Annotated in this window: 25 protein-coding genes; 11 read left to right on the forward strand and 14 right to left on the reverse strand. The window is 67.1% G+C overall.

Annotated features, from left to right (window positions below):
* The first annotated feature begins 8 nt into the window (after positions 1 to 8).
* Both A9Z05_RS07915 and A9Z05_RS07920 read left to right on the forward strand, forming a co-directional pair.
* Entirely contained in the window at positions 9 to 1028 is a 1020-nt protein-coding gene (locus tag A9Z05_RS07915) for a threonine/serine dehydratase (protein ID WP_069617620.1), read from the forward strand.
* A gap of 142 nt (positions 1029 to 1170) precedes the next feature.
* Positions 1171 to 1605, forward strand: coding sequence for a DUF3574 domain-containing protein (locus A9Z05_RS07920; RefSeq protein WP_069617621.1), 435 nt, complete (start codon positions 1171 to 1173; stop codon positions 1603 to 1605).
* Positions 1606 to 1690: 85 nt separating this feature from the next.
* On the opposite strand, the gene A9Z05_RS07925 is transcribed toward A9Z05_RS07920, so the two are convergent.
* Positions 1691 to 4213 carry a penicillin-binding protein 1A gene (locus A9Z05_RS07925; RefSeq protein WP_069617622.1) on the reverse strand — a complete coding sequence of 841 codons (2523 nt, stop codon included), beginning with the start codon at positions 4211 to 4213 and terminating at the stop codon, positions 1691 to 1693.
* 443 nt (positions 4214 to 4656) lie between these two features.
* Between A9Z05_RS07925 and A9Z05_RS07930 the strand changes: the two genes are divergently transcribed.
* From A9Z05_RS07930 to A9Z05_RS07945, 4 genes are all read left to right on the forward strand, one after another.
* Positions 4657 to 5337 carry a PspA/IM30 family protein gene (locus tag A9Z05_RS07930; protein WP_050013305.1) on the forward strand — a complete coding sequence of 227 codons (681 nt, stop codon included), beginning with the start codon at positions 4657 to 4659 and terminating at the stop codon, positions 5335 to 5337.
* 88 nt (positions 5338 to 5425) lie between these two features.
* A complete protein-coding gene (locus A9Z05_RS07935; RefSeq protein WP_069617623.1) occupies positions 5426 to 6604 on the forward strand; it encodes a tetratricopeptide repeat protein in 1179 nt (392 codons plus the stop codon).
* Positions 6605 to 6839: 235 nt separating this feature from the next.
* Complete coding sequence (gene mscL / locus A9Z05_RS07940) at positions 6840 to 7271, forward strand: large conductance mechanosensitive channel protein MscL (RefSeq protein WP_006752022.1); 432 nt, start codon at positions 6840 to 6842, stop codon at positions 7269 to 7271.
* 333 nt (positions 7272 to 7604) lie between these two features.
* Positions 7605 to 8051 carry a hypothetical protein gene (locus A9Z05_RS07945; RefSeq protein ID WP_006488003.1) on the forward strand — a complete coding sequence of 149 codons (447 nt, stop codon included), beginning with the start codon at positions 7605 to 7607 and terminating at the stop codon, positions 8049 to 8051.
* A 66-nt stretch (positions 8052 to 8117) separates the two neighbouring features.
* Here A9Z05_RS07945 and A9Z05_RS07950 read toward each other — a convergent pair whose 3' ends face one another.
* The gene (locus A9Z05_RS07950) at positions 8118 to 9011 is read right to left on the reverse strand and encodes an NAD(P)-dependent oxidoreductase (protein WP_069617624.1); all 894 of its coding nucleotides are present in this window, start codon (positions 9009 to 9011) and stop codon (positions 8118 to 8120) included.
* Positions 9012 to 9146: 135 nt separating this feature from the next.
* On the opposite strand from A9Z05_RS07950, the gene A9Z05_RS07955 reads away from it, so the two are divergent.
* Entirely contained in the window at positions 9147 to 9356 is a 210-nt protein-coding gene (locus tag A9Z05_RS07955) for a dodecin (protein WP_011549586.1), read from the forward strand.
* 221 nt (positions 9357 to 9577) lie between these two features.
* Positions 9578 to 10507, forward strand: coding sequence for a LysR substrate-binding domain-containing protein (locus A9Z05_RS07960; protein ID WP_006478550.1), 930 nt, complete (start codon positions 9578 to 9580; stop codon positions 10505 to 10507).
* Between the two features lie 100 nt (positions 10508 to 10607).
* On the opposite strand, the gene A9Z05_RS07965 is transcribed toward A9Z05_RS07960, so the two are convergent.
* Positions 10608 to 12020, reverse strand: a complete 1413-nt coding sequence (locus A9Z05_RS07965; protein ID WP_069617625.1) for an 8-oxoguanine deaminase — start codon at positions 12018 to 12020, stop codon at positions 10608 to 10610.
* Between the two features lie 508 nt (positions 12021 to 12528).
* Between A9Z05_RS07965 and uraH the strand changes: the two genes are divergently transcribed.
* Positions 12529 to 12882, forward strand: coding sequence for a hydroxyisourate hydrolase (gene uraH / locus A9Z05_RS07970; protein ID WP_069617626.1), 354 nt, complete (start codon positions 12529 to 12531; stop codon positions 12880 to 12882).
* Positions 12883 to 12935: 53 nt separating this feature from the next.
* Complete coding sequence (locus A9Z05_RS07975; protein WP_069617627.1) at positions 12936 to 14129, forward strand: urate hydroxylase PuuD; 1194 nt, start codon at positions 12936 to 12938, stop codon at positions 14127 to 14129.
* Between the two features lie 102 nt (positions 14130 to 14231).
* Here A9Z05_RS07975 and A9Z05_RS07980 read toward each other — a convergent pair whose 3' ends face one another.
* The 3 genes from A9Z05_RS07980 to A9Z05_RS07985 are packed head-to-tail and all read right to left on the reverse strand — an operon-like array spanning position 14232 to position 15247.
* A complete protein-coding gene (locus A9Z05_RS07980; protein ID WP_069617628.1) occupies positions 14232 to 14642 on the reverse strand; it encodes an ACT domain-containing protein in 411 nt (136 codons plus the stop codon).
* 60 nt (positions 14643 to 14702) lie between these two features.
* The gene (locus tag A9Z05_RS36025) at positions 14703 to 14846 is read right to left on the reverse strand and encodes a hypothetical protein (RefSeq protein WP_256121914.1); all 144 of its coding nucleotides are present in this window, start codon (positions 14844 to 14846) and stop codon (positions 14703 to 14705) included.
* Positions 14843 to 15247 (reverse strand): RidA family protein, encoded by a 405-nt coding sequence (locus tag A9Z05_RS07985; protein ID WP_069617629.1) that lies wholly within the window; start codon positions 15245 to 15247, stop codon positions 14843 to 14845. Before A9Z05_RS07985 ends, A9Z05_RS36025 begins: the two co-directional genes overlap by 4 nt.
* 151 nt (positions 15248 to 15398) lie before the next feature.
* Between A9Z05_RS07985 and A9Z05_RS07990 the strand changes: the two genes are divergently transcribed.
* Positions 15399 to 16364 carry a LysR family transcriptional regulator gene (locus tag A9Z05_RS07990; RefSeq protein ID WP_069617630.1) on the forward strand — a complete coding sequence of 322 codons (966 nt, stop codon included), beginning with the start codon at positions 15399 to 15401 and terminating at the stop codon, positions 16362 to 16364.
* A gap of 76 nt (positions 16365 to 16440) precedes the next feature.
* On the opposite strand, the gene A9Z05_RS07995 is transcribed toward A9Z05_RS07990, so the two are convergent.
* The 8 genes from A9Z05_RS07995 to ldcA form a co-directional block, all read right to left on the reverse strand.
* Positions 16441 to 16953: an ureidoglycolate lyase gene (locus A9Z05_RS07995; RefSeq protein ID WP_069617631.1), complete on the reverse strand. Its 513-nt coding sequence runs from the start codon at positions 16951 to 16953 to the stop codon at positions 16441 to 16443.
* The gene (gene alc, locus A9Z05_RS08000) at positions 16950 to 17963 is read right to left on the reverse strand and encodes an allantoicase (RefSeq protein ID WP_069617632.1); all 1014 of its coding nucleotides are present in this window, start codon (positions 17961 to 17963) and stop codon (positions 16950 to 16952) included. The genes A9Z05_RS07995 and alc overlap by 4 nt, the downstream gene beginning before the upstream one ends.
* A 61-nt stretch (positions 17964 to 18024) precedes the next feature.
* Positions 18025 to 18546, reverse strand: a complete 522-nt coding sequence (gene uraD / locus A9Z05_RS08005; protein WP_069617633.1) for a 2-oxo-4-hydroxy-4-carboxy-5-ureidoimidazoline decarboxylase — start codon at positions 18544 to 18546, stop codon at positions 18025 to 18027.
* Positions 18543 to 19496: an allantoinase PuuE gene (gene puuE, locus A9Z05_RS08010; protein ID WP_034207577.1), complete on the reverse strand. Its 954-nt coding sequence runs from the start codon at positions 19494 to 19496 to the stop codon at positions 18543 to 18545. Before puuE ends, uraD begins: the two co-directional genes overlap by 4 nt.
* Before the next feature lie 186 nt (positions 19497 to 19682).
* Positions 19683 to 20474 (reverse strand): aspartate/glutamate racemase family protein, encoded by a 792-nt coding sequence (locus tag A9Z05_RS08015; protein ID WP_069617634.1) that lies wholly within the window; start codon positions 20472 to 20474, stop codon positions 19683 to 19685.
* Between the two features lie 10 nt (positions 20475 to 20484).
* Positions 20485 to 21969, reverse strand: coding sequence for an NCS1 family nucleobase:cation symporter-1 (locus A9Z05_RS08020; protein WP_069617635.1), 1485 nt, complete (start codon positions 21967 to 21969; stop codon positions 20485 to 20487).
* Positions 21970 to 22118: 149 nt separating this feature from the next.
* Positions 22119 to 22823 carry a GntR family transcriptional regulator gene (locus tag A9Z05_RS08025; RefSeq protein ID WP_069617636.1) on the reverse strand — a complete coding sequence of 235 codons (705 nt, stop codon included), beginning with the start codon at positions 22821 to 22823 and terminating at the stop codon, positions 22119 to 22121.
* 309 nt (positions 22824 to 23132) lie between these two features.
* Positions 23133 to 24071 carry a muramoyltetrapeptide carboxypeptidase gene (ldcA, locus tag A9Z05_RS08030; protein ID WP_069617637.1) on the reverse strand — a complete coding sequence of 313 codons (939 nt, stop codon included), beginning with the start codon at positions 24069 to 24071 and terminating at the stop codon, positions 23133 to 23135.
* Positions 24072 to 24162 lie beyond the last annotated feature (91 nt).

Raw genomic sequence — 24162 nt, forward strand, 5'->3', positions numbered from 1 at the left:
GCCACGTCATGTCGACTGAACAACAGGGCACAGCCCATACGACGATCGACGGCGAGCCGATTCCGACGCTCGACGAGATTGCCGCCCAGCATTTCGCGTTGTCGCCGTGGGTCGCGCGCACGCCCGTGTTCGAGCGCGCCGACCTGCCTTCGCTCGAAGGCACGCACGTCAACTTCAAGTTCGAGCTGCTGCAAGCGAGCGGCAGCTTCAAGGCGCGCGGCGCGTTCACGCACCTGCTCGCGCTCGACGAAGCCCGCAAGAACGCCGGCGTCACATGCGTGTCGGCCGGCAATCATGCGGCGGCCGTCGCGTATGCGGCGATGCGGCTCGGCAGCAGCGCGAAGGTCGTGATGTTCCATACCGCGAGCCCGACACGCATCGCGCAGTGCAAGCAGTACCGCGCGGAGGTCGTGCTGGCCGGCAGCGCGTCGCAGGCGTTCGATCTCGTGCGGCGCATCGAGGCCGAGGAAGGCCGCTTCTTCATTCATCCGTTCAACGGCTATCACACGATCCTCGGCACCGCGACGCTCGGCTACGAATGGGCGACGCAGACGCCGGACCTCGACGCGGTGATCGTGCCGATCGGCGGCGGCGGGCTCGCGGCCGGCATGGCGACCGCGCTGCGGCTCGCGAACCCGCGCGTGTACGTGTATGGCGTGGAGCCGGAAGGCGCCGACGCGATGAGCCGCAGCTTCGCGGCCAATCACACGATCAAGATGAGCGCGATGCAGACCATCGCCGATTCGCTGATGGCGCCGCACACCGAGGAATACAGCTATCAGCTGTGCCGGCGCCACCTCGATCGCATCGTCACCGTCTCCGACGACGCGCTGCGCGCCGCGATGCTGTTCCTGTTCTCGCACCTGAAACTGTCGGTCGAGCCGGCCTGCGCGGCCGCGCTCGCCGCGCTGCTCGGCCCGCTGCGCGAAACGCTGCAGGGCAAACGCGTCGGCGTACTGCTGTCGGGCACGAACACCGACCCCGCCACGCTCGGCATGCATCTCGCGCACGCGCAACTGCAGCACTGATCGCGCATCGCGCGTGTGCGGACCCTAGGGTTATCCCCAGATTATGTTGACAGCCCTGTTGATAACCCGCCGGACCCGCACGCAAGTGGTTGAGCGCGCAGCGTTTTGCGCGCGCGAAGGTCGATCGTCACGAAATGGGCAAATGCGGCGGGTAGCCGCATGCGCGACGGCGCTCGCGCTGCTCGCCGGATGTGCGGCACCGCCCTCGTCCCCCTCCAGCACGCAACCGGCGGCCTGCACGCATCCGGGCGAAAGCCGCATGCTGCAGGCCGACCTGCTGTTCGGGCGCGACATCGCCGGGCGCGGCCCCGTCACCGATGCCGAACGCGCGGCATTCCTCGCCGATACGGTCACGCCGCGCTTCCCCGACGGCCTCACCTACTGGGACACGCACGGCCAGTGGCGCGACCGCTCGACCGGCGCGATCACGCGCGAAGACAGCTTCGTGATCCGTATCATCGCCGACGATACGCGCGACACGCGCACACGGCTCGCCGCGATCCGGCAAGCGTACGTCGAGCGATTTCACCAGCAATCGGTCGGCATGACCGTCGTGCCGGCCTGCGCGTCGTTCTGATTCGCCGTCTTCCGCTGCCGGCCGCACGCAAAAAAACGGGCGCCCGAAGGCGCCCGTCCATGGATGAAGCACAGCGTCGTACCGCTTACTTGCTCTCGAACATGTCCATGATCTGCTGCTTCTCCTGCGGCGTGACGGGCGGCGGCGCCAGCCCGGCCGCGCCGGCCGAACCGAGTGCGTCGTTCGCGCTGATCGCGTTCTCGGCCGGATTGATGTCGACGTTCGCGACGAAGCCATTGCCCGGCGTGCGATCCGCGTAGTACAGCTCGCCGTCGATCGTCGTCAGGCCGTCCGGCATCGGCATCTGCTGCTCGGGCACGCCGTTCAGCGCGGTACGCATATAGTTCACCCAGATCGGCAATGCGAGTTGCGCGCCGAATTCGCGGCTGCCGAGGCTCTTCGGCTGGTCGAAGCCCATCCATGCGACCGCGACGAGCGATTGCTGATAGCCGGCGAACCAGCCGTCCTTCGCGTCGTTCGTGGTACCCGTCTTGCCCTGCAGGTCGTTGCGGCCCAGCGCATTGGTGCCCGCGCCCGTGCCGCCCGTCGCGACCGAATGCAGCAGGCTGTTCATCACGTACGCGTTGCGGCCTTCGATCGTGCGCGGCGCGGTGCCGCCCGCGACCACCGGCTGCGACTTCTGCAGCGGCTGGCCGCGTGCGTCGTCGACTTCGGCGATCAGGTACGGATCGACCTTGTAACCGCCGTTCGCGAACACCGCGTAGCCGGTCGCAAGCTGCAGCGGCGTCACGAGGCCCGCGCCGAGCGCCATCGGCAGGTACGGCGGAGTCTTCGCCGGATCGAAGCCGAAGCGCTGCGTCACGTACTGCTGCGCATACTGCGTGCCGATCGACGCGAGGATCCGGATCGACACCAGGTTCTTCGAACGCTGCAGGCCGGTGCGCATCGTCATCGGGCCGTCCGGCTGGTCGTCGTCCTTCGGCTCCCACGCGGTGCCGCCCGGCACGCTCGGCGGGAAGTACAGCGGCGCGTCGTTGATCATCGTCGCCGGCCCGAGCCCCTTGTCGAGCGACGCCGAGTAGATGAACGGCTTGAACGACGAACCCGGCTGCCGCCACGCCTGCGTCACGTGGTTGAACTTGCTCTTGTTGAAGTCGAAGCCGCCGACGAGCGAGCGGATCGCGCCGTCCTGCGGCGCGATCGCGACGAGCGCGCCTTCGACCTGCGGCAGCTGCACGACCTGCCAGCCCGTCTTGCCGTCCTTCAGCACGCGCACGACCGAGCCCGGCTTGATGCGCAGCGCGTTGTTCGCGCGGGCCCCGAGCGCGGCCGACACGAAGCGCAGGCCGGCCGGGCCGATCGTCGTGGTCGCGCCGCCGACGAACTGCACCTCGACGGCGTTCGGCGATGCCGACAGCACGACCGCCGATTGCAGGTCGCCGTTGTCCGGGTGGTCGGCGAGCGCGTCGTCGATCGCCTCGTCGCGCTCGTCGCCGGCCGCGGGCAGGTTGATCGACGCTTCGGGGCCGCGATAGCCGTGACGGCGCTCGTAGTCGAGAATGCCGCGACGCACGGCCTGATACGCGGCTTCCTGGTCGGCCGAGTTGATCGTCGTCGTGACGGTCAGCCCGCGCGTGTAGGTTTCGTCCTTGTATTGCTCGTACATCATCTGCCGCACCATCTCGGCGACGTACTCGCCGTGCACCGCGTACTGGTTGCCGGGCGTGCGCACGTGAATCTCTTCCTTGATCGCCTGGTCGTACTGCGGCTGCGTGATGTAGCCGATGTCGAGCATCCGCTTCAGGATGTATTCCTGACGCACCTTCGCGCGCTTCGGATTGACGACCGGGTTGTACGCGGACGGCGCCTTCGGCAGCCCCGCGAGCATCGCCGCTTCCGCGAGCGTGATGTCCTTCAGGTCCTTGCCGAAGTACACGCGCGCCGCGGCCGCGAAGCCGTACGAGCGCTGGCCGAGATAGATCTGGTTCATGTACAGCTCGAGAATCTGGTCCTTCGTCAGGGCCTTCTCGATCTTGTACGCGAGCAGCATCTCGTAGATCTTGCGCGTGTAGGTCTTCTCGCTCGACAGGAAGAAGTTGCGCGCGACCTGCATCGTGATCGTGCTCGCGCCCTGGCGCGCGCCGCCGTGCATCAGGTCGGCCACGCCCGCGCGCAAGATGCCGAGGAAATCGACGCCGCCGTGCTCGTAGAAGCGGTAGTCCTCGATCGCCAGCACGGCCTTCTTCATCACGTCGGGAATGTCCTGGAAGCGCACGAGGCTGCGGCGCTCCTCGCCGAACTCGCCGATCAGCACGTGGTCGGCGGTGAACACGCGCAACGGCACCTTCGGCTGGTAATGGGTCAGCGCATCGAGCGACGGCAGTTGCGGCGCCATCACGACCAGCGCGTAGCCGACGATCAGCGCGCCGACGACCGCCAGCGTCGCGAACAGGCCGACGAACCACAGCGCGACGCGCGAGCCGAACGTGCGGCGGCGCCCTCCGCCACCGCCACTGCGCTGCTGCGCGCGGCGGCCGTCGTCGCGATCGTCGTCATCGGGGTAATAGGCTCCGGACGGCGAACGGCGCAGCGTGTAGTGGGGTTCGTTCCTGTCGGAAGAAGAAGGCGGTCGTTTGATAATTGGCATGTCGGAATGGCGGGCGGTCGTGGCGCCCTCGGACGCATGCGGAAATGCAAGCGGATGATTCAGAGTGGGTGCATCGAGATACGGCTGTCACGTCGACAGACCCCGCCGCGCGGCGATCCGTTCCCGCGACGTGACAGCGCATTTTAATGAAATCGCCCGGGTGCCTTCGCGATTTTTTGTAAAAATTCCCGCAATGCCGTGATTTCCGGCGCGTATTGTCGGCATCCTCGGCCTATGATGGACACGCGATACCGCGCACGCGGGCGATTTTCTTTCAGCCGCGAAAGGTTGGGCGTCCTGATGCGCGAGCCGCTTGAACGCGCGCGTTTAAGCCGTATTTAAGTGAACCGGTGGTGTAATATCCGCCGGCTCACGCGAGCCGGAACCGGCTCGCGACGGGCATTGCCGCGGTCACGCGGCGCCTTTCAACCACGGAGGATTTCATGTCGCTTTTCGACTCTATTTCGCGCACGATCAAAGGCCTGCTGAACGATGCGGCCGATTCGGTACAGGATCCGTCGCGCGACGCACGGCAGATCGTGCGGGAGCTCGACGACAGCATCGGCCGTGCCGAGAATTCGCTGATCGAGATCGAGGCACAGGTCGCCACCCAGCGCAGCAAGCGCGATGCGGCCGACGACAAGGTGAAGAAGTATGAAGACGGCGCGAAGCGCGCGCTGCAGGGCGGCGACGAAGCGCTCGCCCGCGAGGCGCTCGCGGCCCAGTCGAACGCGGAAGCGGAGCGCGATGCGCTCGCGGCCGAGCTAGCGACGCTCGAGCCGTCGGTCGACAAGCTGAAGGGGCAGATCGCCGACATGCGCCAGCGCCGCAACGACCTGAATGCGCGCTCGAACATCCTGCAGGCCAAGCAGGAAATCGCGCAGGCGAAGGACGTGGCCGCCAGCGCGCTGGGCGGCATCGGCGGCAAGAACCTGTCCGAGGATTTTCAGAAGCTCGAGGACAAGGTCGCGCTGCAGAACGCCCGCTCGGACGCGCGCCTCAATTCGGCCGACACGTCGAGCGGCAAGGCGCTCGACGACAAGCTCGCCGCGCTGAACAAGGGCCCGTCGGTCGAGGATCGCCTCGCCGCGCTGAAGAAGCAGCTCGATACGCCTGCGCAGTAACCGCCGCCGGGCCACCGCGCCGCGCCCCGGCCCGGGCGCGCGGCGCGAACCGATCGTCAGGAGACGGGCGCATGCGCCCGGTTCGACCATGAAGAAATCTCTCGCCGCACTCGGCCTCTCGCTGATGTTGCTGTCGTCCGCCGCGTTTGCGGTCCCGTCGCTGCAGCAGGTCGAGCAGTCGATCGCGCAGCGCAACTGGCAGCAAGCCGACACGCAGCTGTCGCAAGTCATCGACGCCCATCCGAACAACGCGCACGCGCGCTACCTGTATGCGCAGGTGCTTGACCGCGAAGGCCGCGCGTCCGACGCGCTCGCGCAACTGCAGCGCGCGAAATCGCTCGATCCGCAACTGCGCTTCACCGATGCGTCGCGCTTCGCGCAGACGGAGTCGCGCATTCGCGCCGACGCCGCGCGCGTCAGCGGCAACACGCCGTCGGCCACGCAGGCCGGCACGCTGCAGCCGGGGCTCGCCCCCGCCGTCGCGCCGGCCGAAAAACACGGCCCGTCCACCAGCATGTGGATCGGCCTCGGGCTGATCGCCGCCGTGATCGCGCTGGTGCTGCGCTGGACGCTGCGGCGCGCGCGCACGGCGGACGACGGCCGCGCCGACGATGAACGCCGTACGCAGCTCAAGCGCGCGACCGACGTGCTGAACGACATCCGGCCGCTGAAGCTCGACGCGAAACTGTCGACGGCGCCCGGCGCCGCGGCGCTGACCGGCGAACTCGAAGCGATCGAGAACGACGCGCGCACGCTCGTCGAGACGCTGTCGAACGGCAAGAATCCGGTGCCGCCGTATCGCGTCGATGAACTCGAACAGCGCCACGCCAGCGTGAAGGCGCGTGTCGAAGGCCGCCCCGACCCGGCCGCGCAGCCCACGGCGCCGGCGAACGGCAGCGGCTCCGTTTATGCGCAGGAAGCCGACCGCATGACGGGCGCCCAAGGCCAGCCGTATCAGCAGCAGCCCTACCCGCCGCAACAACCGTATCCGCAACAGCAGCCGCCCGTCGTGATCCAGCAAGGCGGCGGTTTCGGCGGCGGAATGGGCGGGCTCCTGACCGGCGTGCTGCTCGGCGAAGCGATGTCCGGCGGCCGCGAGCGCGTGGTCGAACGCGACGTGATCGTCGACGGCGAGCACCGCCGGCAGGACGCCGACCCGGGCTTCGACCTGGGCCGCGGCGACGATTCGAACTGGAGCGACGGCAACAGCGGCGGCGGGATGGATCTCGGCAGCAACGACGACGGCTGGACCGACGACAACACCTGAGTACCCGCGCACCGGGCGTCGCCCGCATGTCGACGCCCGGCCACGCACGCCAGGCCCTGCCGCATGAGCGGCCGCGTCGACGCCCGGATTTGTCAATCATTTCAAGATGGGCTACCGGCAACGGGACGCGTTCGTTATCATGCGGCCATCGGCGTGCCACCGACCCTTATTCGACGCAAAGCAATCCTGCGCGTCGCGGCACGCCTCCCCCGCCCCACACAGGAGAAAGCCGCTCATGAGCATCATCAAGGAATTCAAGGAGTTCGCCGTCAAGGGCAACGTGATGGATCTCGCCGTCGGCGTGATCATCGGTGGCGCGTTCTCGAAGATCGTCGACTCGGTCGTGAAGGACCTCATCATGCCGGTCATCGGCGTGCTGACCGGCGGCCTGGATTTCTCGAACAAGTTCGTTCTGCTCGGCACCATCCCGCCGTCGTTCAAGGGTAATCCCGATTCGTTCAAGGACCTGCAGGCCGCCGGCGTCGCCGCATTCGGCTACGGCTCGTTCATCACCGTGGCGATCAATTTCGTGATCCTTGCGTTCATCATCTTCCTGATGGTGAAATTCATCAACAAGCTGCGCAAGCCGGAAGAGGCCGCACCGGCCGCGACGCCGGAAGACATCGTGCTGCTGCGCGAGATCCGCGATTCGCTCAAGCAGCGCTGATCTGGACACGCTCCGCCAGCCAGGCCCGCCCCGCGCGGGCCTTTTTATTGCGCATGCGATACACCGCCGCATGCGGCCCATCTCACTTTTTTGTGACGAGCGAATGCACGCGCGGGAAAAGCAGGTCTATGATGGAGACTAAACGACAGTACGGGCGCCAAGACGCTGGCTGTGTCGATCATGGCGAGCAGGTCGACGGGAGACATTGATCGTCGTACTGCACGAATGCAGCATTTTCGTGTGCTATAAAGGATCGACATGCGGCGTACATAGCCGGGAGTGGGTCGCATGAAAGTGCCGCATTTCTTGCAATTGTTTTTGAGGCGAGTGTTTATGTCCTTCCCGAAAAAACGTCGGCGTGCGCCGCAGGATGGCCAGGAGTCGTTCCTCGCGGTCTTGCGCCACTCGAAACCGTTTGCCCAGCTCGACACCAAGATTGCCCGCGCCCGCGCGCAGGACGAACCCGTCCTCTATGCGCACGTGCTGCCCGGGCTCGACGTGCTTCTGTGCAGCGTACGCGGCGCGCAGCCGCCCTATCCGGCCATCGCCGAGCTGCGCAAGCGCTGCATCGAATCGATCGCCAACGCGCTCGAGCAGCCGCTCGACGGCCTCGAGAACGGCGGATACTGGTACGAAGCGAACGGCTTCGGCTTCCTCGTGTTCGCCAGCCGGGCGCGTGCGCGCATCCTGCCCGAGTTTGGTGCAGGCACGAAGGCGAGCCTGCGCGGCGGCCTCGGCCGCCAGAACGCGGGCGACACCACACCCCGCTCGCTCGGCTGAACCGCCAGTCATTCGATGGGCCGCCTCCAGGCGGCCCATCTGCCATTTACGCGTCCCGCTTGCCCGTCACGATGCCTGCCCACGGCCGTTGTTCGGCCGCACGATGTCGATGAATGCGGCGAAATCGGCGCCGGCGAGCCCCTGCGCGGCGCCGAGCCTCAGCACCTGCTGCACGGTGGCCGATACGGGCATCGCCGCGCCCGTGTCGCGCGCGGCGTCGGCGATTGCGTCGACATCCTTCTGGAACGTACTGAGCGCGCCGATCGGCGGGTGACCACCCGACGTCATGCGCGGCACGAACGTCTGCAGCAGCACCGAATCGGCCCAGCCGCCGGCGAGCGCCTCGGCCAGACGCGCGGCCTCGATGCCGCTCGCCTGTGCGAGGCCGACCGCCTCGGCGATCGCGGTGACCGTCGCGGTGACGATCGCCTGGTTGCACAGCTTCGCCGTCTGGCCGGCGCCCGCGTCGCCCATGTGCGTGATGCGCGACGCGTACGTATCGATCAGCGCGCGCACCGCGTCGAGATCGGCCACGCGGCCGCCGGCCATCACCGCGAGCGTGCCGGCCTGCGCGCCCGGCACGCCGCCGGACACCGGCGCATCGACCCAGCCGACCTCGAGCACGGCCGCGCGCGCCGCATAGTCGCGCGTGGCGGCGGGCGGAATGCTCGAATGATCGACGATGCGCCGCAGGCGGCGCGTGCTCGCGTCACCGGAAAGCAGCCCGTGCTCGCCGAACACGACGTCGCCGACCGCCCGGCCGTCGAGCACGCACACGAACACCGTCTCGACGCGCTCGGCCAGCTCGCGCGGCGTGCCGACCACCTGCGCGCCGTCCTTCACCAGCGCGTCGGCCTTGTCGCGCGAGCGATTCCATACACTGACGCGATGCCCGGCCGTCAGCAAATGCCGAATCATCGGCGCGCCCATCAATCCCGGTCCGCAAAATCCGACTTCCACGATGCGCCTCGTCTCCGATATGGGTTGCAGTTGCCGCCCATCATACCTATCACTCAAGAAGCCGGGCATGCACGGAACCGTAGCGGGACCGCGGTTTGCCCCGCCAACACAGACCGATATCCCAGGGAGCGCATCATGAGCGACCACGTGTACAAGCTGATCGAACTGACAGGTTCGTCGCAACAATCGAGCGACGACGCGATCCGCAACGCAATCTCGAAAGCCGGCAAGACGCTGCACAACCTGCACTGGTTCCAGGTGACCGAAACGCGCGGCCACATCGAAGGCGACCAGGTCGTGCACTGGCAGGTCACGCTGAAGGTCGGCATGCGTATCGACGACTGACGCGCCGTACGCGTCACGCGACGCCCCACCGCGGGATGCGTGCAATGCGCATCCGCGCGGCGCCGTGCTCGCCCGCATTTCGCTCCGTTCGGGCCCCTTGTCGACGCGCGGCCGGCCGGTAGCCGCGGGTATCCATCTCTTGACGCTGATTTTCGTTCATATTAAAAACGATATACCCACCCCATCCCTCGATCAGCCCAGCCATATAAACCGGAGATAACATGAGCCAGCAACGCGAGGCGATCGACACGTACCTCTTGCGCGTCTTGCACACCTTGTTGATGGAGCGCAGCGTCACACGCGCGGCCGTCAAACTGAACCAGTCGCAACCGGCGATCAGCGCCGCGCTGCGGCGCCTGCGCGACATCACCGGCGATCCGCTGCTGGTGCGCGGCAAATCCGGCATGGTCCCGACCGAATACGGGCTGCGCCTGCTCGAGCCCGTGCAGAACGCGCTGCGCGAAATCGAGCGCATCAAGTTCCAGCAGCACAACTTCGACCCGGCCACGTCGATCCGCTGCTACCGGATCGGCTGCCCCGACTACCTGAACGTGCTGTTCGTGCCGACCGTCGTCGAACGCTTCCGCCTGGCCGCGCCGAACGCGACGCTCGAGTTCCACTCGCTCGGCCCCGCGTTCGACTACGAGCTCGCGCTGGAAGACGGCAAGCTCGACATCGTCGTCGGCAACTGGCCCGAGCCGCCCGAGCAGCTGCACCTGTCGAACCTGTTCGTCGACGAAATCGTCTGCCTGATGAGCAACACGCACCCGTTCGCCAAGCGCGGCGGGCTCACGCTCGACCAGTACCTGAACGCGCCGCATCTCGCGCCGACGCCGTACTCGGTCGGCCAGCGCGGCGCGATCGACGTGCATCTCGCGCGCGAACGGCTCAAGCGCCACGTGGTCGTCACGCTGCCGTACTTCAACCTCGCGCCTTACGTGCTCGTGAAGTCGGACCTGATCTTCACGACCACGCGGCTGTTCGCCGATCACTACGCGAAGTTCCTGCCGCTGTCGGTCGTGCCGGCGCCGCTCGACTTCCCGCCGATGCAGTACTACCAGCTGTGGCACGAGCGCTGCCATTACTCCGACGAAGTGCGCTGGCTGCGCAGCCTCGTCGCCGAAGCCACTCGCACGCTGATCGAGGCGTAAGCGCATACGGCGCGCCACGCGCGCGCCGGTCACGCCGTTGCGCGGCAGGTGGTGGCGGCAACGGCCGCGCCCCGTGCGGCGCGGCCTCCCCGCCGACGCGTCAGCGCGACGCCTCCACGAGCGCGTGCGCCAGCGCGTTGTGACGCTCGATCACCGGCGGCAGATCGAGCGTCGCGAGCCGCCCTTCCCGCACCACCACCTTCCCGTTCACCACCGTGTACGCCGTCTGCGATGGCGCGCAGAACACGAGCGCCGCGACGGGATCGTGCAGCGCGCCCGCGAACAACGGCTGACGCAGGTCGAACGCGGCGAAATCCGCGGCCATGCCGGGCTTCAGCGCGCCGATGTCGTCGCGGTTCAGCACCTTTGCACCGCCGAGCGTCGCGATCTCGAGCGCTTCGCGCGCGGTCATCGCATCGGGCCCGAAACCGACCCGCTGCAGCAGCAGCGCCTGGCGTACCTCCGCCACCATCTGCGCGCCGTCGTTCGATGCGGAACCGTCGACGCCAAGCCCGACCGGCACGCCCGCGAGCCGCATCTTCTTCACCGGCGCGATGCCGGACGCCAACCGCATGTTCGAGCACGGGCAATGCGCGACACCCGTGCCGGTGCGCGCGAACAGGCCGATGCCCGCATCGTCGAGCTGCACGCAGTGCGCATGCCACACGTCGTGGCCCACCCAGCCGAGATCTTCCGCATATTCGGCGGGCGTCATCCCGAACTTCTCGCGGCTGTACGCGATGTCGTTGACGTTCTCCGCGAGGTGCGTGTGCAGCGACACGCCGTATTCGCGCGCGAGCACGGCCGCATCGCGCATCAGCCCGCGGCTCACCGAGAACGGCGAGCACGGCGCGACCACCACGCGCAGCATCGCGTAGCGGCCTTCGTCGTGATAGGTCTCGATCAGGCGCTGCGCGTCGCGCAGGATGTCGGGTTCGCGCTCGACGACCGAGTCGGGCGGCAACCCGCCGTCGCGCTGGCCGACGCTCATCGCGCCGCGGCTCGCATGAAAGCGCATGCCGATCCGCCGCGCGGCGCCGATGCTGTCGTCGAGCCGGCTGCCGTTCGGGTAGATGTACAGATGGTCGCTCGACGTCGTGCAGCCCGACTGCAGCAGCTCGGCCATCGCGGTCAGCGTGGACACCTCGATCATCTCGGGCGTCAGGTGCGCCCAGATCCGGTACAGGTTCGTGAGCCAGCCGAACAGTTCGGCGTTCTGCGCGGCCGGCACCGCGCGCGTGAGGCTCTGGTACATGTGGTGATGCGTGTTCACGAGCCCCGGGATCACGAGGTGGCCGCGCAGGTCGAGCACTTCGTCGGCCGTGTCGGGCAGCTCGGCGCTCGGTCCGACCGCGACGATCCGGTTGTCTTCGATGTAGAGTCCCGCGTCGCGCAGCTCGCGGCGCGTGTCGTCCATGGTCACGAGCACGTCGGCGTGCTTGACCAGCAGGGTCGTCGGGCGGGATGAGGAAGGGGTCGGCGCGCGTGCGCCGGCGTGCTGCTCGAGATTCATGCGTTCTCCGCGTCGGTCTGCCTCCAGGGGGCTGCCCTGGAAGCGGTCACACAGCCGTTCGAACGCTGAATCGCGGCACGCCCCGGCGCCTGCGTCCGTTCGAACGCCCTGGCCCGGTTACCCGGCGTGCTCGCCGTCTTCGGGGTGCGCCCGGCCACCGGCCGACGCGCACGGCGGGAGGATCGCCCAAGTGCGCGCCGCGCACAATACGCGATCCCGAATACCCTGCTTCAGGGATCCGGTATGGTACGCCGCCCGATGCCCCGCCGCGTGCCCGACACCGGCGCGCTCAGCCCTGTCCGGCGGGCCGTCGACAGCCGCTCATGCGCGGCGCATTATCTTCGATATCGCGTACGTATTTGCACGGGGAACCTTTTTACAATGCCTGCACGGCGCTCGCTTCACTCTCGCCGACGGGTATGTAGCCACGTGACGTGGAGCCTCGATCCGCCGCACGGTCAATGGATCGAGTCGCCGCCGAACCTCGCATTCACACAAGGAACAACGAATGGGAAAGCTCACTACCCACGTACTCGATACGGCGCACGGCCGTCCCGGCGCCGCCATCAAGGTGGACCTCTACGCGCTGGACGGCGAATCGCGCCGCGCGATCAAGACCGTGCTCACCAATAGCGACGGCCGCTGCGACGAACCGCTGCTCGAAGGCGCGGCGCTCGCCGCCGGCGAATACGAACTCGTGTTCCATGCCGGCGACTACTTCGCGGCGCTCGGCGTGAAGGTGCCCGAACCCCGCTTCGTCGACCGCGTCGTGCTGCGCTTCGGCATCGCCGACGCCGGGTCGCACTACCACGTGCCGCTGCTCGTGTCGCCGTGGTCGTACAGCACCTATCGCGGCAGCTGACAGACGAATCAGCGCCTGCATCAAGACAAACGATCTGAGTCTGGAGGAGTTTCATGGAAGGCTTCATCACCGACTGGCTGAACCTCGCGCTGCGATGGCTGCACGTCATCGTCGCCATTGCGTGGATCGGCGAGTCGTTCTATTTCGTCGCGCTCGACAACAGCCTGAAGCCGCCGACCGACCCGAACCAGCGCAAGCGCGGGGTGTTCGGCGAGCTGTGGCACGTCCACGGCGGCGGTTTCTACAACATGCAGAAGTACACGGTCGCACCGCCGGAAATGCCCGATGACCTGCACTGGTCGAAGTGGCCGTCGTACACGACGTGGCTGTCCGGCTTCACGCTGTTCTTCGTGCTGTACCTGCTTGCCCCGAACACGTACCTGATCGACAAGAACGTGCTCGACATGGGCCCGGTGGTCGCCGTCGCGTCCGCACTCGGCTTCCTCGCGGCCGGCTGGATCGTCTACGACTCGCTGTGCCGCCTGCTCGGCACCAACGACCGCGTGCTCGGCATCTGCGTCGGCCTGTACGTCGTCGTCGCCGCGTACCTCGCGTGCCACATCTTCTCGGGCCGGGCCGCCTACCTGATCGTCGGCGCGATGCTCGCGACGATCATGTCGGCGAACGTGTTCTTCGTGATCATCCCGGGCCAGCGCAAGATGGTCGACAAGATGCTCAAGGGCGAAGAACCGAACCCGATCTACGGCAAGCGCGGCAAGCAGCGTTCGGTGCACAACACGTACTTCACGCTGCCGGTCGTATTCGCGATGCTGTCGAACCACTATGCGATGACGTACACGAACAAGTTCAACTGGGTCGTGCTCGTGCTGATCATGCTGGCCGGCGCGCTGATCCGCCAGTTCTTCGTGATGCGTCACCGCGGCAAGCAGCTGTGGTACCTGCCGATCGGCGGCGTCGCGCTGCTGTCGGGCGCGCTGGTGTGGACGATGCCGAAGCCGGTCGCGCCGGAAGCGCAAGCGGCCAACGCACCGAAGATCGCGATCCACGACATCATGCCGATCCTGCAGCAGCGCTGCGTCGAATGCCACTCGGCGAAGCCGACGCTGATGGGCAGCGCGCCCGCGGGCGTGATGTTCGATACGCCGGACGAAGTGTCGAAGAACGCGCAGCGGATCTACGACCAGGCCGTGCGCCTGAAGGCGATGCCGATCGGCAACGTCACGCACATGACCGACGACGAGCGGACCAAGCTCGCCGCCTGGTTCGAGGGTGGCGCGGTCAGGTAAGCCGCCGCGCGCCGGACGTCATTCGCCGGCGCCATGCTCTCCGTTCGCGGGCCCGGTGACGGGCCCGTTTTTTTGCCCGCGCGGCGGAATGCCGTTCGCGCGTCAGCCGCGCATCGCGTCCCGCTGCAGTGCGATGAGTGCGTCGCGTGCGTGCGGGCCGTCGTCGAACGGCACGAAGATGTGATCGTGGTACGCGGCGGCCATCACGTTGCAGCTGATGCCGGCCGCGCCGAGCGCCCGCGCGAACGCGGCCGTGAGGCCGACGGCCGCGAGGTCGGAATGGACGGTCAGCGTGATCCATGCGGCCCGGAACAGCACCGGCCAGCCGCGACGCGCGGCCGTCTCCTCGTCGACCACGACCGTCAGCCCTTCCGCTTCGCGGAACGTCGCGATCACTTCGGATAACGATACGTCCGCGTCGTGCGGCAGCGCGATGAATGCGAATGCGCCCGGATGCAGTTCGGGCTGCATCGTGCGCAGCAGGACCGCGAGGTCGTTTTCAGGCTGGCTCATCGGAAGATCATGCCCGGAACCGGGCGTCGTGTGGTGGCGATGCGGGCACGATAGCACGCGCTACGCGCACACCATCGCGACTTCGTCCGCGAGCCAGTCGCGGCGCGGATCGTCCTGCATGTGCCGCGGATATACAACGTGATACGCGAGCGCGGGCGCCGCGTCGACGCTCACGTCGAACGGTCGCACGAAGCGTCCGGTCACGCGTCGACCGTCTCCGGCAACCGCGCGATCGCCTTGATCTCGAACTGAAACCCGTACAGCCAGGTCACGCCGACGGCGGTCAGCGTCGGATGCGGTGCGTCGCCCCAGTATTCGGGCACGATCTCCCAGACCCGCTCGAACGTCGCTTCGGGATCGACGAGGAACACCGTCACGTCGACGACATCGTCGAACGTGCAGCCGGCCGCGCGCAGCACCGCATTCAGGTTCTCGAACGCGCGGCGGACCTGCGCGCCCAGTTCGGGCTCGGGCGAGCCGTCCTCGCGGCTGCCGACCTGCCCGGATACGAACAGGAAGCCGTTCGAGCGCAGCGCCGGCGAATAACGGTTGCGGTCGTACAGCGCCTGGCGACCCGGCGGAAAAACTACGCTACGCTTTGCCATTCGACACCTCCATCGGTCTTGTCGGGCGACGTGCCCTTGCATCCACGATGGAGGCACTTTAAGGACCGTTGCGCGACGGATAAACCGGCAACCCTGTCCAACACTGTTTGCGCACTCCAAACAATCTGCGACCGACGCGGAGCCCCGACCGATGGATCGATTCGACGCAATGCAGGCGTTCGCCCGCGTGGTGGAAGCCGGCAGCTTCACGAAGGCAGCCGAAACGCTGCACATGAGCCGCACCACCGTCACGCAACTGGTGCAGCAGCTCGAAGCGCGGCTGCGCGTGAAGCTGTTCAACCGCACGACCCGCAAGGTCGTCGTCACCGCCGACGGCGCCGCCTACTACGAGCGCGTCGTACGACTGCTGGCCGACATGGACGATGCCGAAACGAGCCTGTCGGCCGCGTCGGCGTCGCCGCGAGGGCGGCTGCGCGTGGACGTGCCGACTCCGTTCGCGCGCCTGATCCTGATCCCCGCGCTGCCCGCGTTCCATGCGCGCTATCCGGACATCCAGCTCGACATGGGCGTGAGCGATCGTGTGGTCGACGTGATCGGCGAGAACGTCGATTGCGTCGTGCGCGGCGGCGAACCGACCGACCGCGCACTGGTCGCGCGCCGCATCGGCGACCTGCGGCTCGGCGTGTACGCATCGCCCGCCTATCTCGCGCGCGCCGGCACGCCGTCGCATCCGGCCGAACTCGAGGACACGCATCACCGGGTCGTCGGCTTTCTGTGGGCGCGCACCGGCAAGACGCTGCCGTTCGCGATGGAACGCGACGGCGAGCAGGTCAATGTGCGCGGGCGCTACGTGCTCGCGGTCGACGATGGCAATGCATACCTCGAAGCCGGCCTCGCGGGCCTCGGCATCCTGTGGCTGCCCGACTACATAGCCGCCGCGTATCGCGCGAGCGGCGAGCTGGTGCCGCTGTTCGAACAATGGCAACTCGAACCGATGCCGATGTATGTCGCGTTCCCGCCGAACCGGCATGTCAGCGCGAAGCTGCGCGTGTTCGTCGACTGGGTCGCCGAGCTGATGGCCCGGCATGCGCCGGTTGCGAACCGGCGGCGCGGCGGCAACGGTTCGCGCGATACGCGCAAGGCCGCGTCAACCTGATTCGCGCGCCAGCGAGCGCACATAAAAAAACCCGCGCAGGTTGCGCGGGTGTCGACAGACGAACGATCGGCCTGACTCAGGCCGTCACCGCATCCAGCGCATCCTCCGTGAGCCACAGCGACTCCTGCAGATCCTGCTCGTTCAGGTTCAGCCCGTCGCCGCCGCGATCGACGACGATGAAATCGCTGACGCCACCCAACGCGATCAGCGGGTGATGCCACACGCCCTTCGCATAGTTCACGCCCTGCCAGCCGCTCGTCACGAACGCGCGGATCTTCGCCGGATCGAGCTCGCCCGCGGGTGCGACGACGACGAGATACGGCTGGTCGTTCAGCGGCACGAACGCCTGGCTGCCGAGCGGATGCCGCTCCAGCATCTTCACCTCGAACGGCAGCGTGCGCGGCTGGCCGCGGAACAGGTTGACGAGCGGGCGGCCGCCTTCATCGGTCACGTCGACTTTCGCGAGATCGTGAAAGCGGATCGTCGTGCCGAGGTTGATCGGGATCTGCTTCACCCCTTCCGTTTCGATCACGTCGCCGAACGGCGCAAACGCCTCCCTGGTCAGCGGTTCGATGGCAAGCGTCTTCATTTGTCGAGCGTCCCCCACAGACGCAGGCGCGACACGCCGCCGTCCGGAATGATGTTCAGTCGCACGTGCGTGACGGGGCCGAGCGACGCGATCTCCTGTTCGAAGTAGTGCTGCTTGTCCATCTGCAGCTTCTGTTCGCCGAGCAGCACCGGCCAGAACATCGACTGCGTGATCAGCGAGCTGTCCGTGCCGCCCGACACATACGCGGCCTGGATCGAGCAGCGATCCGGGTAGTTGCCCTTGAAGAACGCGGTATCGACTTCGATCTTGCGGATCACGCCCGGCTGCGCGAGCGCGATGATCGCCCAGTCGTTGCCCGGCTCGCGGCGGCGGCGGGTTTCCCAGCCGTCGCCCATGTTCACGCCGCGGCCCGGCAGCAGAAGGTTCGACGCGACGCCGAAGTGCTGGTTGTTCGCCGCCACCACGTAACCGCCGTTTTCCATCGCCGCGAGGTCGAACTGCTCGGTCGCGCTCGCGCCGGCCCAGTCGAGCTGCGGCTGGCCGTACACGCGCAGGCGCGCGATGCCGCCGTCCGGGTAGATGTTCACGCGCAGATGCGTGAACGCGCGCGCGTCGCCCGCTTCGACGTAGTGATGACTGTTGCCTTGCAGCGTCGTCGACGGGACGATCTCGACCCACTCGGTCGCGTGCGTCGGCGCGCCGTCGGCCACGAACGCGGCCTCGATCGACGCGGCCGGCGGGAAGTTGCCGGTAAAGTGGCTCGTGTCGATGTCGAAGCCCTTGATCACGCCCGGGCGCGCGAGCTTGACGATGCACCAGTCATAGCCGGTCGTGCGCTTGCGGCGCGTTTCCCAGCCGTCCATCCATTTGCCGTGATCGTCATACTTGCCGGGGATGAAGACGGCCGGCTCGGGGTTCAGCATCCGGTCCTTCGGCGCGAAGAAATCGTCGCTCGCCTCGAGCGCCTGCGCACCGAGACGCGGGTCGGCAAGATTCACGTAGCGCCGCGTGAAATCGGGCGCGTTCGGATCGAGAAGCGGAACAGCCATGATGTTTCCTTGTTTCAGTGAGACGATCGGCCGCTGCGACGCAGCGGGCCGTATTGCGGTGTCAGGCGTCGATCAGGTCGTCGAGGCGAAAGCGCGCGATCCGGTAGATCTGGTCGAGGCTCGCGCGCAGTTCCTCGTCGCGCGAATGATTCACGCGTGACTCGAAGTTCGCGATGATGCCGTGGCGGTCATAGCCGCGCACCGCGAGAATGAACGGGAAGCCGAATTTCTCGCGATACGTGCGGTTCAGCGTCAGCAGCTTGTCGAATTCTTCCTGCGTGCACTGGTCGAGGCCCGCACCGCTCTGCTCGCGGGTCGACTCGGCCGTCAGCTCGCCGCGCACGGCGGCCTTGCCGGCCAGCTCCGGGTGAGCGTTGATCAGCGCGAGCTGGCGCGCTTCGCCGCCGGTTTCCACCGCTTCCGACATCGTCTCGTGCAGCGCGTCGATGCTCGCGAACGGCCGCTTGCCCGCGGCGACCTCGGCCACCCACGGCGAATGTTCGAAAATCCCCGACAGCGCCGCGACGAATGCGCTCGGCGCCATCGTGTTCAGTTGTTCCAACGTGTAGCGCATCGCCTTCATGCTTTCCCTTCGTTTCGATGATTGGGCTGATACGGATGATGTTCACGCCAGTGACGCGCGATATCGACACGGCGCGTCACCCACACGCGATCGTGCTTCTCGATGTGATCGAGGAACCGCTGCAGCCCGCGGAACCGGCCCGGCCGGCCGAGCAGCCGGCAATGCATGCCGATCGACAGCATCTTCGGCGCCTCGTCGCCCTCCGCGTACAGCACGTCGAACGCGTCGCGCAGGTAGTGGAAGAAGTGGTCGCCGGTGTTGAAGCCCTGCGGCGTCGCGAAGCGCATGTCGTTCGTGTCGAGCGTGTACGGCACGATCAGTTGTGGCGACGTGCGCCCGCCCGACACCTCGACGTCCATCCAGAACGGCAGGTCGTCGCCGTAGTTGTCGGAGTCGTACAGGAAGCCGCCGTATTCGGCGACGAGGCGATGCGTGTTGGGGCTGTCGCGGCCCGTATACCAGCCGAGCGGACGCTCGCCCGTCACGCGCTCGATCGCTTCCATCCCGAGGCGCATGTGCTCGGCTTCGAGCTCCGGCGTCATGCTCTGGTAGTGGATCCAGCGCCAGCCGTGGCATGCGATTTCATGGCCAAGCTCGACGAATGCACGCGCGAGCTCCGGATGCCGCTCGATCGCCATGCCGACGCCGAATACCGTCAGCGGCAGCCCGCGCTTCTCGAATTCGCGCAGGATGCGCCACACGCCGGCCCGCGACCCGTATTCGTAGATCGACTCCATGCTCATGTGGCGGTCCGGATACGCGGCCGCGCCGACGATCTCGGACAGGAACTGCTCGGAGCCCGGATCGCCGTGCAGCACGCAATTCTCGCCGCCCTCCTCGTAGTTCAGCACGAATTGCACGGCGACGCGGGCGCGCCCCGGCCAGTTCGCCTGCACGGGATGGCGGCCGTAGCCGATCAGGTCGCGAGGATAGTTGGGATCGAGTGACATGGTTCGAAGTGCGGCGAAAACAGGCTGAATGAGCAGGCTGAATGAGCAGGCCGGATGAGCGGGCTCGAATAACGGGTTCGCATCGACTGCGCGGTGCCGGCGGCCGGCCGCGCGAGCCGATGCGATGACGGCCCAGTGTAGCGAAAACGTTGATACGCGCCCATACAGCGGCGCAGATAGTGCATGTCAGACGGTGTGTATGTGCGGTTGCGGCAAATTCGGCGGAGGTTCGGCCGCCTCCCCGTCCGGCGGGCTGAAGCGGGCGAACGCGCCGTCGTAGCGCTTCGCCAGCGGCCGCGCGTAGTCGCCGCGCTTCGCGGTCGCGAGGCGCAGCGCGACGAGCGCCTCGGCCCACTTCACGGCCGCCGTGACGCCCTCGACCACCGGCGCGCCGATCTGCTGCTCGATCTCGTGCGCGAATTCCGCCATCCCCGCGCAGCCGAGCACGATCGCGTCGGCGCCGTCCTCGTCGAGCGCGCGCCGGCATTCGTCGACGATGATCCGGCGCGCGGCCGAGCCGGGCCGGTCGAGTTCGAGCACCGCGACGTCGGTCGCGCGCACGTTGCGGCAGAACCGCTTCATCCCGTAGCGCTCCGCGAGGTGCCACGCCATCCCGCAGGTCCGCGCGAGCGTCGTGACGACCGAGAAGCCCGGCGCGAGCACGCTGGCCGCATGCATCGCGGCCTCGGCGATGCCGATCACCGGCCCGCGCGCAAGCTCGCGCGCCGCGTACAGGCCCGGATCGCCGAAACATGCGATCACGTACGCGTCGCAGCCGTCGCGCTCGCCCCGCGCGACTTCGGCGAGCAGGCCCGGCGTCGCGAGTGCCTCGTCGTAATAGCCTTCGATCGACGGCGGCCCCATCGGCGGGCTCACGGCCACGACCTCCGTGCCGGCAGCCGCGACCTCGCGCGCGCAGCGGCCCATCGCGTCGGTCATCCGCTGCGTCGTATTCGGATTGATCAGTCGGATCTTCATCGCACGCTCCTTACGCGTTCGCGCTCGCGAGCAGCCGATAGAACGCGAAGCCGAGCCCCGCGCCGATGAACCACGAGAAATTCGCGAGGGCCTGCCAGCCCGGCACCATCACGCAGACGACCGCGATCACCGCCGCCGGCAGCAGCGCGGCCAGCGCGCGGCGGTTCACGCCGCCCGTATACCAGTAGGCGCCGCTTTCGGACATCGTGTACAGGTCGTCGCGCACGAGACGGCCGCGCTTGACGAGGTAGAAGTCGGCGATCAGCACGCCGTACAGCGGGCCGATGAACGCGCCGAGCACGTCGAGCGTGTAGTGGATCACGGCCGGGTTGTTGAACAGGTTCCACGGCGTGATGAAAATCGACGCGACGGCCGCGAGCATCCCGCCCGCGCGCCAGCTGATCAGGCGCGGCGCGACGTTCGAGAAGTCGAACGCCGGCGACACGAAGTTCGCGACGATGTTGATGCCGATCGTCGCGATCGTGAAGGTCAGCGCGCCGAGGATCACCGCGGTCGGATGGTCGATGCGGCCGACCGTCGCGACCGGGTCGGTGATCAGTTCGCCGAACACCGGCAGCGTCGCGGCGGTGGTGATCACCGTGACGAGCGAGAACGCGAGGAAGTTGACGGGCAGCCCCCAGAAATTGCCGCGTTTCACGTCGCCGAACGAGCGGCAATAGCGCGAGAAATCGCCGAAGTTCAGCATCGGCCCGGAGAAGTACGACACGACGAGCGACACGGCGGTGATCATCACCGGAATCACTTCCGCGCCGTGATACTTGACGCCGCCGAGGTTGATGCCGATGTTGCGCCAGCCCGCGCGCCACACCATGTAGCCGGCGAGGATGAACATCACGACATAGACGGCCGGGCCCGCGAAGTCGATGAACTTCTTGATCGTCTCCATCCCGTTCCAGAACACGAACGCCTGGAGCACCCACAGCAGCATGAAGCCGGCCCAGCCGACCGCCGACAGCCCGAGGAAGCCGTAGCGATGAACGTCCGCATACGGCAGCCATTGCGGGAAGAATTTCAGCACGACGATCACGAGCGCGCTCGATGCGAGATAGGTCTGGATGCCGTACCACGCGATCGCGATCAGCCCGCGGATCACCGCCGGCACGTTCGCGCCAAGCACGCCGAACGTCGCGCGGCACGCGACCGGATACGGTACGCCGATCTGCTGGCTCGGCCGCGCGATCAGGTTGCACAGCGCGTTCACGAGGCCGATGCCGACGATCAGCGCGATCAGCACCTGCCAGCTCGTCAGCCCGAGCGCGAAGAGGCTGCCCGCGAATACGTAGCCGCCGACGCTGTGCACGTCGGACATCCAGAACGCAAAGATGTTGTACGAACCCCATGTCTGATTTTTAAGGGGTGCCAAATCTTCGTTGTACAGACGTTCGCTGTAACCATCCCGCAGTGCGGGACCGCCGCCCTCGCCGCCTTCTTCCGCCGGATAGGCGCTGTCGTGCGCCACACTGAACTGAGCCATGACTTCTCCTTGACGCGGCCGACAGGCCGCTCCACCGTCATCGATATCGCTCCGGATCATCGCCCGGAGTCGGACCCGCGGCCCGCGGCAAACACCGCAGGCCTGCATTGCGCTCGTCGTGTGGCGCGCGGCCGGGTTCGCGTCGCCGCTCAGGCGCCGCCGAACACTTCGCGCAAATCGACCTGCCCTTGCGCGGGCCGGTCCAGCATCTTCAGTTCGACATGCTGCAGGTGGCGCGCCATCAGCGTCACCGCCTGCTTAGGATCGCCCGCCTCCAGCGCGGCGAGGATCTCGTCGTGGTCGTCGCACGAGCACGGGCTGCGCCCGTGCGATTCGTACAGCGCCGACATCAGTGTCGAGCGTGCGACGAGCCCTTCGAGGCACTCGCTGAGCGTCGCATTGCCCATCAGCGTCGCGAGCGCCGTATGGAATTCGCCCGACAGCCGGATCCACGCCGCGAAGTCGTGCCGCTCGAACGCCTTGCGTTCCTTGTCGATCAGCGCCGCGACGCCCTTCAGCCGCCTGGCGCCGGGGCCGGTCGCGAGCCGCTCGACGACGGCAAGCTCGATGATCCGGCGCATCTCGAACACTTCGTGCACGTCCTGCAGCGTCGGGCTCGCGACGAATGCGCCACGGTTCGGCTCGAGGTCGACCAGCTTGTCGGTCGCGAGCTGAGCGAGCGCCTGGCGGATCGTCCCGCGCTTCACGCCGAACACGTCGCAGAGCTGCGCCTCCGTCAGCTTCGCGCCGGGCGCGAGCCGATGCTCGAGGATCGCGGTGCGGATCCGCTCGGCGATCGCTTCGGGGCTGGTCGCACCGGACGGGGAGGAATCGGGCTCGTTCATGATCTGCATCGTGTGATGGTCCTCATCCTAGGGTGGACATAAAGATTGTCAACAATTCTTTTGAAGTATTTCGCACAATCGATGTGCGCGAGCGGTGTTCCTATTCGGTGCAATGCGCACAACATCCAAGCAATACAAGCCTGACAGGCAAGATGGAGGCCCCTCTCGTCGTATGCCCGCCCGCTTATTTTGTTGACAAAATTGGTGCAAAAACGGGCGAAGCGCCCGTAGGCGCCAACGAAAAATATTGACCGTTAGTTGCGTATATGAATAAAGAAAAAGGCGGGAAACCCCGCCTTTCGATCGATCGCGCCGGCATCAGCCGAGATGCGGATAGTCGGACAGCGTGAGCCGGAATCCGTGCGCATTCGCGACCAGTTGCGCGTGGGCGCCGAACGGCAGCGTCAGCAGATCTGGCACATGGCCGAACTGGAGCCCCGTGACGACCGGGATGCCGACCACCGCGCGCACCTGGTCGATCATCGCCTGCATGTCGTAGCCGTTGTCGTACTCGAACGGCCGTGCGCCGGTGAACTGGCCGAGCACGAGCGCCTGCTGCCGCGCGAGCAGCCCCGACAGGTGCAGTTGATAGATCATCCGCTCGATCCGGAACGGCTGCTCGTTGACGTCTTCGATGAACAGGATCCCGCCTTCGATATCGGGCATGTACGGCGTGCCGACCAGCGACGTGAGGATCGCGAGGTTGCCGCCCCACAGCGTGCCGGTCACGTTCACCGCCTGCACCTGCGGTGCGTCGGCGACGATCGTCGTGCTCGACTGCGTCAGCGTCTGCCAGAAATGCTGCATCGTGAAGTCGCTCGGCGTTTGAGCGCCGAAGTCGGCCGACAGCATCGGGCCGCCGAACGTCTTGATGCGCGCCTTCGCGTAGAGCGCCAGTTGAATCGCCGTGAAGTCGCTGTGACCCACGAGCGCGACCGGCTGGTCGCGCAACCGGCGTTCGAGCCCGCGATAGTCGAGGCCGTGCAGGATGCGCGCGGCGCCGTAGCCGCCGCGCACTGCGAGCGCGATGTCCGGCAGCGGCCGCTCGGGATCGGCGAGCCGGTTCAGGTCGCCTGCCCGCTCGCCGTCGGTGCCGCCGAAACGCTGGAAGCGCCGCTGCGTCGCCTCGATGTTCTCGATGCGTTGCTGCGCGGTGCTGAGGCGCTCGAGCGCGCGGTTGATCGCGTCGGGGTCGTGCGGATAGCCGGACGGCGCCAGCAGGCGGATGGTGTAGGACGCGGCGGGCTGGAAGGACATGGCGAAGGGTGTCGGGGTCGTCAAACCTGCTTAGAGGGCCTGAACCGTGTCCGGTTCACGAAAACCGTGCACGCCGGGCGCGGCGGGACGC

The sequence above is a fragment of the Burkholderia sp. A2 genome (genome assembly GCF_001729305.1).
GTDB classification, from domain to species: domain Bacteria; phylum Pseudomonadota; class Gammaproteobacteria; order Burkholderiales; family Burkholderiaceae; genus Burkholderia; species Burkholderia sola.

What these genes read in the sequence shown, in the direction of transcription:
- A9Z05_RS07915 (WP_069617620.1), top strand. Translation starts at nt 9, where the DNA reads ATGTCGACTGAACAACAGGGCACAGCCCATACGACGATCGACGGCGAG.
- A9Z05_RS07920 (WP_069617621.1), top strand. Translation starts at nt 1,171, where the DNA reads ATGCGGCGGGTAGCCGCATGCGCGACGGCGCTCGCGCTGCTCGCCGGA.
- A9Z05_RS07925 (WP_069617622.1), bottom strand. Translation starts at nt 4,213, where the DNA reads ATGCCAATTATCAAACGACCGCCTTCTTCTTCCGACAGGAACGAACCC.
- A9Z05_RS07930 (WP_050013305.1), top strand. Translation starts at nt 4,657, where the DNA reads ATGTCGCTTTTCGACTCTATTTCGCGCACGATCAAAGGCCTGCTGAAC.
- A9Z05_RS07935 (WP_069617623.1), top strand. Translation starts at nt 5,426, where the DNA reads ATGAAGAAATCTCTCGCCGCACTCGGCCTCTCGCTGATGTTGCTGTCG.
- mscL (WP_006752022.1), top strand. Translation starts at nt 6,840, where the DNA reads ATGAGCATCATCAAGGAATTCAAGGAGTTCGCCGTCAAGGGCAACGTG.
- A9Z05_RS07945 (WP_006488003.1), top strand. Translation starts at nt 7,605, where the DNA reads ATGTCCTTCCCGAAAAAACGTCGGCGTGCGCCGCAGGATGGCCAGGAG.
- A9Z05_RS07955 (WP_011549586.1), top strand. Translation starts at nt 9,147, where the DNA reads ATGAGCGACCACGTGTACAAGCTGATCGAACTGACAGGTTCGTCGCAA.
- A9Z05_RS07960 (WP_006478550.1), top strand. Translation starts at nt 9,578, where the DNA reads ATGAGCCAGCAACGCGAGGCGATCGACACGTACCTCTTGCGCGTCTTG.
- A9Z05_RS07965 (WP_069617625.1), bottom strand. Translation starts at nt 12,020, where the DNA reads ATGAATCTCGAGCAGCACGCCGGCGCACGCGCGCCGACCCCTTCCTCA.
- uraH (WP_069617626.1), top strand. Translation starts at nt 12,529, where the DNA reads ATGGGAAAGCTCACTACCCACGTACTCGATACGGCGCACGGCCGTCCC.
- A9Z05_RS07975 (WP_069617627.1), top strand. Translation starts at nt 12,936, where the DNA reads ATGGAAGGCTTCATCACCGACTGGCTGAACCTCGCGCTGCGATGGCTG.
- A9Z05_RS07980 (WP_069617628.1), bottom strand. Translation starts at nt 14,642, where the DNA reads ATGAGCCAGCCTGAAAACGACCTCGCGGTCCTGCTGCGCACGATGCAG.
- A9Z05_RS07985 (WP_069617629.1), bottom strand. Translation starts at nt 15,247, where the DNA reads ATGGCAAAGCGTAGCGTAGTTTTTCCGCCGGGTCGCCAGGCGCTGTAC.
- A9Z05_RS07990 (WP_069617630.1), top strand. Translation starts at nt 15,399, where the DNA reads ATGGATCGATTCGACGCAATGCAGGCGTTCGCCCGCGTGGTGGAAGCC.
- A9Z05_RS07995 (WP_069617631.1), bottom strand. Translation starts at nt 16,953, where the DNA reads ATGAAGACGCTTGCCATCGAACCGCTGACCAGGGAGGCGTTTGCGCCG.
- alc (WP_069617632.1), bottom strand. Translation starts at nt 17,963, where the DNA reads ATGGCTGTTCCGCTTCTCGATCCGAACGCGCCCGATTTCACGCGGCGC.
- uraD (WP_069617633.1), bottom strand. Translation starts at nt 18,546, where the DNA reads ATGAAGGCGATGCGCTACACGTTGGAACAACTGAACACGATGGCGCCG.
- puuE (WP_034207577.1), bottom strand. Translation starts at nt 19,496, where the DNA reads ATGTCACTCGATCCCAACTATCCTCGCGACCTGATCGGCTACGGCCGC.
- A9Z05_RS08015 (WP_069617634.1), bottom strand. Translation starts at nt 20,474, where the DNA reads ATGAAGATCCGACTGATCAATCCGAATACGACGCAGCGGATGACCGAC.
- A9Z05_RS08020 (WP_069617635.1), bottom strand. Translation starts at nt 21,969, where the DNA reads ATGGCTCAGTTCAGTGTGGCGCACGACAGCGCCTATCCGGCGGAAGAA.
- A9Z05_RS08025 (WP_069617636.1), bottom strand. Translation starts at nt 22,823, where the DNA reads ATGCAGATCATGAACGAGCCCGATTCCTCCCCGTCCGGTGCGACCAGC.
- ldcA (WP_069617637.1), bottom strand. Translation starts at nt 24,071, where the DNA reads ATGTCCTTCCAGCCCGCCGCGTCCTACACCATCCGCCTGCTGGCGCCG.